The organism is Winogradskyella psychrotolerans RS-3, from assembly GCF_000427335.1.
Classification (GTDB): domain Bacteria; phylum Bacteroidota; class Bacteroidia; order Flavobacteriales; family Flavobacteriaceae; genus Winogradskyella; species Winogradskyella psychrotolerans.
The window spans coordinates 56,144-68,360 of sequence record NZ_ATMR01000034.1; the positions used below are offsets into that span (position 1 = coordinate 56,144).

Below are 12,217 nucleotides of genomic sequence, written 5' to 3' on the forward strand. Positions count from 1 at the left end.
TAAAATTTTAACAAATTCAAGTAGAAAAGCACTTGCTTATTTATGTTTGAATTAATTTTAAAAGTTTGTAATTTATTGATTGTAAGTGTTTATAGTGTTAGTTAAACCAAACAGCATAACCTTCGCGTCGCAATTCTAAGGCAATTTGTTCTTCTGCTTTTAATGCTTCAGTTCTAGTAAAAAATGGATCGATATGATTAAAAAGACTCGGACGTAAATAGGTGCCATATTTTTCGACAATATTCGCAGATATTTTATAACCTTTTTTATTACGATGTCCTGTTTTGTGTTGAAGAAATCGTTCTTTTGGCGTTTTGCTGGTCATGCCAACATACAAACATTCTAATACACCATTAAATTGTGGATTGGCATTTCTAAACTTAGCATTGTCGGTAAAGACACGCTTAGATAATTCTATAACATATATGGTGTAAAGCGTTTTTGCCATTTTTAGATGTATAGACTCTATTTGTCATCGCTTAGTACGCGATAACAATGGAGTAACTCTTTATCATTATTTGGTAGTTTGCCAATACCTTTTAAACTAAAACCTAAACGCTCTAATAGTTTTCTTGAAGCTAAATTAGTTTCTAATGTATAGCCACTCAATTCGGTTAAACCGTAGTCTTCTTTAGCAGCAATTAGTAATTGATTTGCGGCTTCAAAAGCATAACCTTTGCCTATATAAGCAGGTAGGAAAGCAAAACCAATATCAGGATCTTTTCTGTCTTCTCTATGGTATAAACCACAAGTACCCAGTCTTGTATTATCTGATGTTCTAATTACGACGTAATTACTGTAGCCATATTTTTTTAACTGTGGAAAGGCTCTTTCGATGATATAATCTTTAGCGTCTTTAACAGTTTTTACGTTTCTATCGCCGATATTTTTAATCCATTTTGGCGTGTTCATTAATTCTAAGATAAACGCAGCATCATCCGTGTCAATGGGCTTAATGAGTAACCTAGGGGTTTGCAACTGTTTATAGATAGACACTAATGTTTGGTTTTATTTTTTGAAATCGTCCTTGGTTAAATTAGTATTGAATTTTATGTTAGTCCAATTTACGATAATCCATGGATTTTCATCGACGTCTGCTGTCCAAGTAGAGCGTTTATATTTTCGTTTTGTAGGGATTAATAAACCGTCAACTTTTTCGTAGTCTAAAACCATTAAATTAGGAATCTCCATTTTTCCATAGTCAGCAACAGTAAAAAGAAACTGATCAACCTCTTTAGTGTCTTTATTAATATACAATTGGTAGATGTCAGTAGGTTTATCATTTTTTGAATCGAAACTCACCTTTACAACATCATAGTTTTTGTTGTCTATAGTTGTTTCTTCTACAAATTCATAATTCAATCCTGGGTCTAATAATTTTTGAAACATCGTAAACCAGTAAAAATTTGTAGGTCTATTGAAAGCGACTCTTTTTAAGTAGTCTTCATTAGTTAAAATATCACCGTTATGTTTTAACCAATAGTCGTTGCCGTCATAACCTTGTTCTATTAAGCCTTCAAGATTGGATAATGTTCTTTCATGGGTGTTGTATGCGCCGTATGATAATTCTCCGTCAAAAATATATTTTTCAGTAGAGCTATCCGTTTTTCCATCTGGTGTTTGGTAGGTATACGTGTAAACAACATCTTTGAGTTGCCTTAACTTTTCGTAGTTACCTACGTTCTGAACCATGTTAAAAACTAGTTCATGCCCTTTGTTTTGAAATTTTGGAGGCTGTTCCTGTTCTACAGTGCTAGTTTTATTTTCAGGTTTTACTTGGTTCTCGTTTTTACAAGATACCAAAAGGCCAATTAAAAGAATACTTGTTGTTAGGTGAAGTCTCATTTATGGTAAAATTAAGTTAGTTATTATGCAGTCATTATCGTAGTAAGAAGGCTTTCAATGCGTCATAAGAATTAATAGCGATTGCTACTTTTTCTTTGTGCATTACAGCTTCAATTTGTGGAGGTAAATCTATGTTTTCTCTAATCACGTCCTCAACAACATCTAAGAATTTTGTTGGATGAGCCGTTTCTAAAAATACAACATGAGCCTCATTTTCTTTTAAATAGTCTTTAGCGCCTAAATAACCAACGGCACCATGAGGATCTGCTACATAATTAAAATCATTATACAACTCTAAAAGTGCAGCTCTAGTCTCATCATCTGTATAGCTGTATGATGATAAATTAGCTTTTAACGTATCAAAGTCATTATTATGTAATTCTTGGATTCTGATAAAATTACTCGGATTTCCAACATCCATAGCATTACTAATCGTTTGAATAGAGGGTTTAGGATTGTACGTTTGAGAAATCATATAATTAACAACCGTAGCATTTGCATTGTTGGCCGCAATAAAATGTTTAATCGGTAAGCCTAATTTTTGAGCCACCATACCAGCACAAATATTACCAAAATTACCACTTGGAACCGAAAAGACCAAGTCTTTGTTTTTGGATTTAAGCTGTTTGTAAGTAAACATAAAATAGAAAAGTTGTGGTAACCAACGTGCAATGTTAATGGAGTTGGCTGAAGTCAATTGCATTTTGCTCGTTAATTCAGTATCCATAAAGGCTTGCTTTACCATGTCTTGACAATCATCAAAAACACCATCAACTTCTAAGGCAGTTATGTTTTGACCTAGTGTGGTTAATTGTTTTTCTTGAATATCACTTACTTTTCCGCTAGGGTAGAGGATAACCACATTAACACCTTTAACACCTAAAAAGCCATTAGCAACGGCACCACCTGTATCACCCGAAGTCGCGACTAAAACGGTAACATCTTTAGTATTGGTTTTATTAAAGTACCCTAAACAGCGTGCCATAAAGCGTGCACCAACGTCCTTAAAAGCCATTGTTGGACCATGAAACAACTCAAGCGTTGAAATGTTTTCATTGATTTCAACTACAGGAAAATCGAAGTTTAATGTTTCTTCCACAATAGTTTTTAAAACGTCTTCTGGAATTTCAGGAAGTATGAATTGTTTAATCGCTTCAAAAGCAATTTCAGAATTGGACTTGTCTTCAATAGTCTCAAAAAATGATGCATCTAAAGGTGTAATAGATTCAGGAAAATATAAACCTTTATCTGGTGCTAGTCCTCTCACAACAGCATCTTCGAAGGTTGTATTTGGAGCTTTTTTATTTAAAGAATAGTAATTCATAATGTTTTGACAGAAGACGGGAGACTGAGGACAGACTGCCGAATTCATTTTTAGTTAATGTTTCTTTTGAATGCTGCCATTTTGTTCATTAAGTGAAAAGCAGAATTGTATAATTCGATAAAAATTTCTTCTGAGATATAATTTCGTCGTTTTGCTTTAAATAAACAAGTTACTACTTCAGCCAAAGAACGAATTGAGTATCCAATAAATTTACGTTGTTCAGGATTTGATTGACCAATTGAACCTTCAGAAATATTAAGAGCAATAGAATCTACAGCTCTCATAATTTGCGATGTTAAATTAAACTTTTCTTTATTTGGAAAAAGTTGAGAAACATCATTTATAACTTCTCCGAAATCCATAGCATCTTGCCAAATAATCAGTTTTTCAAATTTGAATTTATTCATAATCTCAATTTTAATTCTCTTCCATTTCTGTCTTCCGTCAATAGTTTTCCGTCATTTTTTCTACAAAACCCGAACTCCTTCGGTATTAATCTTAGAAACGTAGGTTTCAAATTTTATATTTGTTTTTGAATACACATCTCTAATGGCGTTTTCAACATTCTGTGCGATAACTTTACTTTTACTTAACATAAAAATTGAAGGTCCAGAGCCCGAAATTGCACAACCTAAAGCACCTGCTTGTAATGCTGCAGTTTTAACCTCATCAAAATGTGGAATCAATTGTTTACGATACGGTTCAATCACCACATCGTGCAATGCGTCCTTAATTAGGTCGTAATCTGAAGTATGTAAAGCATGTACTAAACTACCCACATTTGCCCATTGTGCAATAGCATTGCTTAATGGAATCTCTTTAGGTAAAATCGCGCGAGACTCTGAAGTTTTAATTTCAATTTGTGGGTGAATTAACGTCGCAAATAAATCGGGAGGCGTAGGTAACTCCAAAATTTGTAATGGGGACGCACTTTTTACAAGGGTAAATCCACCAAAAATAGCTGGAGCTAAATTATCAGCATGTTCGCATTGACTAGCTAAAGCTTCGCCTTTCATAGCATAATAGGTGAGCTTGGTTTTATCTAATGGTCTTCCGAGGAGTTCGTTCATTCCAAAAACACTTCCTGCTGCACTAGCCGAACTGCTTCCTATACCACTGCCTGGTTTTATGTTTTTGTAAATTTCTATTTCAAATCCACAATCGGGTTGTAAAGCGTCATACATCGCTAAAGCCGAAACTCCTGCTACATTTTTTTCTGCTTCAAACGGTAAATCATACCCTTCAATTTTAGTGATTTTAATGCCTTTTTGCTCTGTCTTTCTAATCACCATTTCGTCACCGATAGTATCTAAACAAAAGCCAAGTACATCAAATCCACAAGCGACATTAGCTACGGTTGCAGGAGAAAATATTTTAATTTCTTTAGTCATAGTGTTAGTTATTAGCGATTCTAATGATATCAGCAAATAACCCAGACGCTGTAACATCTGCACCAGCACCAGCACCTTTAATGATTAAGGGTTGCTCAGGATAGCGTTGCGTGTAAAACATGACAATATTATCTTTTCCTTTTAAGTTGTAAAACGGATGTCCTTCTGGTATTTCTTGAAGTCCAACTTTAGCTTTACCATCATTAAATTCTGCAACAAATTTTAGTTGGCAGTTATGGTCTTGTGCCGATTTAAATAAGCCTTGATAATAGGCTTCGTCTTCAATCAATGTTTTGAAAAAGTCATCAACAGTATCAGATTTTGAAGCATTTTCGGTTAAGAAATTATCACTTTCAAGTTGTGATAATTCAATAGCATGCCCACTTTCACGCGCTAAAATTAAAACTTTACGAGCCACATCAATGCCGCTTAAATCTATTCTAGGATCTGGTTCTGTATAGCCTTCTTCTTGTGCTTGTTTTACAACATCATAAAAAGTGGTTTCAGCATTAAAATTATTGAAGATAAAATTAAGACTTCCAGATAAAACGGCTTGGATCGTATTTATTTTATCTCCTGAAGTTATCAAATTACTCAAGGTGTCTAATACAGGTAAACCTGCACCAACATTAGTTTCAAATAAAAATGATGCATTATATTGTCGCGATAATGTTTTTAATTCATTGTAGTATTCAATATTCCCAGAACATGCTATTTTATTACAAGCGACTACAGAAATGCTTTGTTTAAGGTACTTACCATAACTATTAGATACGGCTTCATTTGCAGTGATATCCACAAAAACAGAGTTCCTTAAGTTTAAGTGTTTTGCATGCTCAAAAAAGCCATCTAAACTAGCTTTTTCACCGTTTTCGAGTTCCTGTTTCCAGTTCTTTAAATTAATACCTTCGTCGTTAACGACCATGGTTCTAGAATTTGATAAACCAGCAATTCTTAAGTTGATTTTAAAGTTCTCTTTTAAATATCCTTTTTGTTGTTTTATCTGTTCTATAAGTCGTTCTCCAACGTTGCCAACACCAGTAATGAAGAGGTTGATTTGTTTGGTTTTGATTTCAAAAAACTGCTCGTGTAAACTATTTAATGCTTTTTTTACATCGTTTTTATGAATCACAGCAGAAATATTACGTTCAGAAGCACCTTGAGCAATAGCTCTAATATTGACATTATTTTTACCAAGTGTACTAAACATTTTTCCACTTATTCCTTGATGATTTTTCATTTTATCACCAATTACGGCGATGATAGATAAATTGGTTTCCAGAACAATAGGATCAATTTTTTGAAGCGCAATTTCATATTCAAAAACCGTGTCTATAGCTATCTTAGCACGTTGTGCATCGAGATCTGATATTCCGAAACAAATGGTATGTTCTGAAGATGATTGCGTAATTAAAATGATATTAATTTTCTCTTGTGCTAGTGTCTCAAATAAGCGTTTACTAAATCCAGGCACACCAACCATACCATTTCCTTGTAAGGTGAGTAAGGCTACGTTATCAATGTTGCTAATTCCTTTTACAGGCGAATTTCCATTTGGCGTTACGTTTTGAGTAATTGTAGTACCGATAGCTTCTGGATCGAGTGTGTTTTTAATAACAATCGGAATTTTCTTTTTAAGTACGGGCATAACTGTTGGAGGGTATAAAACTTTTGCTCCAAAATGAGACAACTCTACAGCTTCTTGATACGATAATTCGACAATTGGTGCGGCTTGTTTTACTAATTTAGGATTAGTCGTATACATGCCGCTAACGTCTGTCCAGATTTGTAATTCATCAGCATCCATTGCTGCAGCAATAATAGCAGCCGTGTAATCTGAACCACCACGACCTAAAGTTGTTATTTCACCGTTAATAGAGTTTGAAACAAAACCAGGAAGTAAAACAATAGGACTAGAGTTTGAATTAAAAAAGGTCTGGATATTAGCGTCTGTAATATCGAAATATACCGTAGCATTATTAAAATTAGAATCTGTAACGATTAGCTCTTGCGAATTTTTCAAAGTCGCGTCAACGGCTCTCGATTTTAAGGTATGATAAATTATAGTAGATGATAGTTTTTCACCAAAACTTAATAATTTATCTTTAGTTTTTGGAGACAATTCATTAATGAGATAAATACCATCTAAGAGACTTTTTAGGTCAGTTAATTTTTCTGTAATTAAATCATGTAAATCGTCTTGTTGTTTTTGGATTGCTTTATCCTTTTTAGGATTAAAAAATAAACCTTCAATTACAGAATTATGAATAGACCATATGACATCATACTTCTGTTTGTAGTCTAAATTTTTATCGCAGGCTAAATTACCAGCTTCTAATAATTTATCTGTAATGCCACCAACTGCAGATACAACGACAGCGATATTAGTGTTTTTAGATTGTTGGTCTAAAATTGAAATAACTTTATTTATGTTTTCGGCTGAACCAACTGATGTTCCACCAAACTTGAGAACTTTCATACTAAATATATTTTAAGAGAATAAAAATGTCTGTATAGACAATAAGGGACGGAGAGCATATTATAAATTACCCCAAAGGGTAATACGTGTTGAAATAATAAACATAAATACACACATAGAATGTGAATTGGAAATTATTGATATGTTATTTTTTTTCTTCATTACATCTCAAATGTATTATTTTTATAACAATAAAAAACAATTCGTTTCTTTTTAAGGATTTGTTAAAAATAGCGCTTCTTATTATTAAAAATGAAACAAAACTTGCTATTTGCAAACGCTTTTAAAATCATACGAGTGCTATTTATGAATAGAATTTTCAAGCTTAAGGAAAATCAATTTACGAATATGACATTAAACATCTATAAAACAATACTTATAATAACATGAAATTATTTTCGAAAGAACAAATTTACGAAGGAGATAAATTAACTACAGAACGCCAAAATATTTCTTCTACAGATTTAATGGAGCGCGCTGGAACACAAATATTTAATTGGATACATACGCGTATGCAAGGCGCACAAGTATCTATACATGTGTTTTGCGGCATTGGAAATAATGGTGGTGATGGATTGGTATTAGCAAGACACTTAATTACGCACGGTTATAATGTGACGACTTATATTGTTAATTGTAGTGATAAACGTTCTAAAGACTTTTTAATCAATTACGATCGTATTAAAACGGTGACTAAAAAATGGCCAACGATGTTGAGCTGTAAAGAAGACTTAACTGAAATTGAAATCGGTGTGGATGACATTATTGTTGATGCTATTTTTGGTATTGGTTTAAACCGACCACCAAATGATTGGGTCAGCTCATTATTTCAAAAGTTTAAAACCTCTAAGGCATTTACTTTATCTATTGATATGCCCTCAGGGTTATATGCAGATAAAGCTGTAGAAGATGAAAATGCGGTGGTTTATGCTAATTATACTTTAAGTTTTCAATCGCCTAAATTGGCTTTCTTTTTACCCGAAACCGAAAAATATACTGTACAATGGGAGGCGTTAGATATAGGGATAGATCGCGATTATTTAATGCAAACCGAAACAGAGGTAGAGTTAATTTCAAAGCATGAAGTTTTACCTTTATATAAACCTAGAAAGAAATTTGCTCATAAAGGTGATTTTGGGCATGTTATGATTTTAGGAGGAAGCTACGGTAAAATAGGATCCGTTAACTTAGCGAGTAGAGCAGCTTTAAGTTCTGGAGCAGGATTGGTAACAGCGTATATTCCAAAATGTGGGTATCATAGTTTGCAAACGGCTATACCAGAAGTTATGGTTATTACAGATGACAATGAAACTCATATTTCAAATATTAATTTCGAAATAAAACCAACCGTTATAGGTGTTGGAGTAGGATTAGATACGTCTGAAGAAACAGCAAAAACATTTGAAGCCTTTTTAAAGAAAAATAAAACACCATTAGTTATTGATGCAGATGGTTTGAATTTATTATCACAAAAGAAAACACTTTTAAAATTTTTACCAGAACAAACTGTTCTAACGCCTCATTTAAAAGAGTTAGAACGTTTGGTAGGGAAGTGGTCAGATGATTTTGAGATGCTTAAAAAGGTTCAATCATTTTCAGAAAAGCATAATGTTATTGTCTTAATTAAAGGAGCACATTCTATAACGGTAAATAAAAAGAAACTGTACGTTAATACTACCGGAAATCCAGGTATGGCCACAGCGGGAAGTGGAGATGTTTTAACCGGAATTATTTCGGGATTAATAGCTCAAAGTTACACGCCTTTGGCAGCAACCATTTTTGGAGTGTATTTACATGGGAAATCTGCTGATATTTCCATAGAAGATTATGGTTACCAAAGTTTAATAGCGAGTCATATTATAGAAACTATTGGTGAAGCTTATATCGATTTGTTTAAACAACCAGAGCAGCCGCAAGAAGAAGAGGGACAACAAGAGAAATAAAGGCATAAAAAAAAGCCTGCTTAATTAAATTTATACAGGCTTTTCTTAAATGAGGTAGAAATTATATACTCAACTCATTAAATAAATCTATTAATGCAGAACTAGAAGGTCTCGGTGCATCTGCACTCACAATATTTCCATTAGGATCTATTAATAAAAATCTTGGAATACCATTAACTTTATAGTCTTGTATAAACTGTGATCTAAAACCATCATCTGCAATTAATTGCATGCCACCTAATTCTTTTTCGCTAACCATTTTTTTCCAGCCTTTATAAGCTTCAGAAGCATCACCTTTATAACCACGACCTTCATCAACAGAAATGCTTACAAATTCTATATTCTTTCCTTCGTATTGTTTTTCAACTTCTTTAAGAGCAGGTATTTCTTTTATACAAGGACCACACCAAGTTGCCCATAAATCGATGTAAACATATTTGCCTTTTAAATCTGAAAGAGAAGTTTTACCACCTGCATAATTTTCGTAATTATCAAAAGCAGGAGAAGCTGATCCTTTAGGGAAAGCGTTAATTGTCGCTTGTTTATTCTCCATAAATTTAGAAAGTTGCTGAACTGTCATATTTATGTTTTTATCCATAATAGCAACATGAGTAGAATCTACATCAGTATATTTGATTTTTAAATCTTCGTATGCAGATTTATAATCTTTAATAGCTTCTTCAACTTTTCCCATATCACTAGTACCTACTAAATCTTCAGTGAAATAAGTTTTAGAAATTAAAAAAGATTGAACAGAAAAGTTATTTAGATCTGACGCATCTCCTTTAAACACCATAGAATCTATAAATGATTCATAATCCGTTTCAAAAGACGTTGTATTGTCATTTTCTAGGTAAATCTGACCGTATTCTTTTCCATGTTGGAAGTTGAAATCTCCAGCAACAACTTTTAAAGTATCCTTAAATGTGCCATCTTCATTAATGGTAATAATTTTTTCAAAATTGCGTCCTTGAAAAACTTTAAGTGTTTTACTTTCATCAGGGTTTACAATCTTCCCAGAAAGTGTAACATAATCTTTAGGTTCTCCTTTGCATGCAAATAAAGTTGCAGCAATACCAAGTAATAATAATCGTTTCATAACTAGTTTTTTTGTTCGAACACAAAAATAAACATTAAAAGATTAATTTATAGGTGTAATGAATTATTAACAAAATCTTGTAGAATCCAATTATATTCCCAAATTTTGAGAACTTAAAATCACTCCTCATGGATAACTATCATATCATTTCTTCTGACGCTTTAGATATTGTAACAATTTACAATATTTTTTATAAAAATAAAAAGCTAAAACTTTCAGAAGCATCAGCAAATAATATACAGAAATGTAAAACGTATCTAGACGAAAAGTTAGCTAGTGAAAAAAAACCAATGTATGGCATTAACACAGGCTTTGGATCTTTATACAATGTAAAGATTTCAGATGCTGATTTAAGTCAATTGCAAGAAAATTTAGTGATGTCTCATGCTTGTGGAACAGGTGATCGGGTTCCTGAATCTATAGTTAAAGTGATGTTGCTTTTAAAAATACAATCACTTAGTTATGGTCATAGTGGAGTGCAGTTAGCTACGGTAAATAGACTTATAGAGTTTTTTAATAATGATATATTTCCATTTGTTTTTACCCAAGGTTCTTTAGGGGCATCGGGTGATTTAGCTCCACTTGCACATTTAGCTTTGCCTTTATTAGGTAAAGGAAAAGTGGTACATAACTCTAAGGAGTACGATGCCGCAACTATTTTAGAAGAGTTTAATTGGAAACCCATTACTCTTGAAGCTAAAGAAGGTTTAGCCTTATTAAATGGAACGCAGTTTATGAGTGCTTACGGTGTTTATTTACTGTTGATGTCTCATAAAACATCTTATTTAGCAGATATTATTGCCAGTATTTCCTTAGATGCTTTTGATGGTCGCTTGGATCCTTTTCATGATTTAGTACATGCGGTAAGACCACATCCTGGACAACGTAAAGTGGCAAGGCGTTTTAATGAATTTCTTAAAGGAAGTGAGCTTATTACGCGAGAAAAAGAACATGTACAAGATCCCTATTCATTTCGTTGTATTCCTCAGGTACATGGAGCAACAAAGGATACCTTAGACTTTGTTGAGAAGGTGATTTTAACTGAAATTAATTCGGTAACGGATAATCCTAATATTTTTCACGAAGAGGATTTAATTATTTCAGGAGGAAATTTTCACGGTCAACCTTTAGCCTTGGCTTTAGATTACTTAAAGATTGCCATGGCTGAGATTGGTAATATTTCAGAACGACGCGTGTTTCAACTCGTATCAGGTTTAAGAGGTTTACCTGCATTTTTAGTTGATAATCCAGGTCTTAATTCTGGTTTTATGATTCCACAATATACCGCAGCAAGTATTGTTAGTGCTAATAAACAAATGGCAACTCCGGCAAGTATAGATAGTATTGTATCTAGTAACGGACAAGAAGATCATGTAAGTATGGGAGCCAATGCTGCTACACAAGCGTATACTTTAGTTACAAATGTAGAACGCGTAATTGCTATTGAGTTGATGAATGCTTCACAAGCCTTAGAATTTAGAAGACCTTTAAAAACATCTCCTTTATTAGAATCGTTTTTAGAGCAATATAGAAAAGTGGTGCCATTTATAAAAGTAGATGAAGTGTTACATGATTCTATAGAGGCTTCAATTCAATTTTTAAAAGATGTAGATATTGATATTGATGAATTGTTTTTGAATCATTACGATTTAAAATAAATTTGAATTTTAATAACTAATACAACTAATAAGTTTTATTAATTGGTTTGAGTTATTTCTGTTGCCCATGTCATAGCATCTTCTAATTCAGTAAAAATCTTGAAAGGCTTTTTGAAAAACATTTTTTCTATTTGCGCATTCAATTTTGCCTGATAATTATGAGAAACCACAGCAAAACCTATTAAATTTTCAATTTTCTCAGTTTGATAATAGATTTGTGGATTTACAGAATACGAATTGACTCTATGCGTAATATAAATAAATTGTTTGTTATTATAATAGGTTTTACTTATATCCATTAAAACATCATTGTAACTTGGAGAAATAGTAACACCCTCTTTCATCACAGCTAACACATAATTTTCGTGAATAGTTAATTCCCCAAAGTCGAAAGACAATTTTTGTATCATTTTTTAAAGGTATTTCTTCTAATAAGATAAAAAAAAACTCCTTCATTATGAAGGAGTTTAAAATATTA

At 32.7% G+C, this 12,217-nt stretch carries 11 protein-coding genes; 2 read left to right on the forward strand and 9 right to left on the reverse strand.

Annotated elements, in window-relative coordinates:
* Window positions 1-97: 97 nt before the first annotated feature.
* The 7 genes from ADIWIN_RS02605 to thrA are packed head-to-tail and all read right to left on the reverse strand — an operon-like array spanning window position 98 to window position 7,039.
* Window positions 98-448 carry a GIY-YIG nuclease family protein gene (locus tag ADIWIN_RS02605; RefSeq protein ID WP_020894836.1) on the reverse strand — a complete coding sequence of 117 codons (351 nt, stop codon included), beginning with the start codon at window positions 446-448 and terminating at the stop codon, window positions 98-100.
* Window positions 449-465: 17 nt separating this feature from the next.
* Window positions 466-996 (reverse strand): GNAT family N-acetyltransferase, encoded by a 531-nt coding sequence (locus ADIWIN_RS02610; RefSeq protein WP_040756379.1) that lies wholly within the window; start codon window positions 994-996, stop codon window positions 466-468.
* Window positions 997-1,008: 12 nt separating this feature from the next.
* Entirely contained in the window at window positions 1,009-1,845 is an 837-nt protein-coding gene (locus ADIWIN_RS02615; RefSeq protein ID WP_020894838.1) for a DUF6503 family protein, read from the reverse strand.
* A 34-nt stretch (window positions 1,846-1,879) separates the two neighbouring features.
* A complete protein-coding gene (gene thrC / locus ADIWIN_RS02620) occupies window positions 1,880-3,169 on the reverse strand; it encodes a threonine synthase (RefSeq protein ID WP_020894839.1) in 1,290 nt (429 codons plus the stop codon).
* A 50-nt stretch (window positions 3,170-3,219) separates the two neighbouring features.
* Window positions 3,220-3,576, reverse strand: a complete 357-nt coding sequence (locus ADIWIN_RS02625) for a four helix bundle protein (protein WP_020894840.1) — start codon at window positions 3,574-3,576, stop codon at window positions 3,220-3,222.
* Window positions 3,577-3,636: 60 nt separating this feature from the next.
* Complete coding sequence (locus tag ADIWIN_RS02630) at window positions 3,637-4,560, reverse strand: homoserine kinase (RefSeq protein WP_020894841.1); 924 nt, start codon at window positions 4,558-4,560, stop codon at window positions 3,637-3,639.
* A gap of 4 nt (window positions 4,561-4,564) precedes the next feature.
* Window positions 4,565-7,039 (reverse strand): bifunctional aspartate kinase/homoserine dehydrogenase I, encoded by a 2,475-nt coding sequence (thrA, locus tag ADIWIN_RS02635; protein WP_020894842.1) that lies wholly within the window; start codon window positions 7,037-7,039, stop codon window positions 4,565-4,567.
* Between the two features lie 386 nt (window positions 7,040-7,425).
* Between thrA and ADIWIN_RS02640 the strand changes: the two genes are divergently transcribed.
* Window positions 7,426-8,982: an NAD(P)H-hydrate dehydratase gene (locus ADIWIN_RS02640; RefSeq protein WP_020894843.1), complete on the forward strand. Its 1,557-nt coding sequence runs from the start codon at window positions 7,426-7,428 to the stop codon at window positions 8,980-8,982.
* A 61-nt stretch (window positions 8,983-9,043) separates the two neighbouring features.
* Here ADIWIN_RS02640 and ADIWIN_RS02645 read toward each other — a convergent pair whose 3' ends face one another.
* A complete protein-coding gene (locus tag ADIWIN_RS02645) occupies window positions 9,044-10,081 on the reverse strand; it encodes a TlpA family protein disulfide reductase (RefSeq protein ID WP_020894844.1) in 1,038 nt (345 codons plus the stop codon).
* 128 nt (window positions 10,082-10,209) lie between these two features.
* On the opposite strand from ADIWIN_RS02645, the gene hutH reads away from it, so the two are divergent.
* Window positions 10,210-11,739 (forward strand): histidine ammonia-lyase, encoded by a 1,530-nt coding sequence (gene hutH, locus ADIWIN_RS02650; RefSeq protein WP_020894845.1) that lies wholly within the window; start codon window positions 10,210-10,212, stop codon window positions 11,737-11,739.
* 38 nt (window positions 11,740-11,777) lie between these two features.
* Here hutH and ADIWIN_RS02655 read toward each other — a convergent pair whose 3' ends face one another.
* Window positions 11,778-12,149 carry a hypothetical protein gene (locus ADIWIN_RS02655; RefSeq protein WP_040756381.1) on the reverse strand — a complete coding sequence of 124 codons (372 nt, stop codon included), beginning with the start codon at window positions 12,147-12,149 and terminating at the stop codon, window positions 11,778-11,780.
* Window positions 12,150-12,217: the final 68 nt, after the last annotated feature.

Bases quoted from the DNA above. Each gene is read 5' to 3' on its own strand.
- thrC (WP_020894839.1), bottom strand. From the start codon at position 3,169: ATGAATTACTATTCTTTAAATAAAAAAGCTCCAAATACAACCTTCGAA.
- ADIWIN_RS02615 (WP_020894838.1), bottom strand. From the start codon at position 1,845: ATGAGACTTCACCTAACAACAAGTATTCTTTTAATTGGCCTTTTGGTA.
- hutH (WP_020894845.1), top strand. From the start codon at position 10,210: ATGGATAACTATCATATCATTTCTTCTGACGCTTTAGATATTGTAACA.
- ADIWIN_RS02605 (WP_020894836.1), bottom strand. From the start codon at position 448: ATGGCAAAAACGCTTTACACCATATATGTTATAGAATTATCTAAGCGT.
- thrA (WP_020894842.1), bottom strand. From the start codon at position 7,039: ATGAAAGTTCTCAAGTTTGGTGGAACATCAGTTGGTTCAGCCGAAAAC.
- ADIWIN_RS02655 (WP_040756381.1), bottom strand. From the start codon at position 12,149: ATGATACAAAAATTGTCTTTCGACTTTGGGGAATTAACTATTCACGAA.
- ADIWIN_RS02640 (WP_020894843.1), top strand. From the start codon at position 7,426: ATGAAATTATTTTCGAAAGAACAAATTTACGAAGGAGATAAATTAACT.
- ADIWIN_RS02630 (WP_020894841.1), bottom strand. From the start codon at position 4,560: ATGACTAAAGAAATTAAAATATTTTCTCCTGCAACCGTAGCTAATGTC.
- ADIWIN_RS02645 (WP_020894844.1), bottom strand. From the start codon at position 10,081: ATGAAACGATTATTATTACTTGGTATTGCTGCAACTTTATTTGCATGC.
- ADIWIN_RS02625 (WP_020894840.1), bottom strand. From the start codon at position 3,576: ATGAATAAATTCAAATTTGAAAAACTGATTATTTGGCAAGATGCTATG.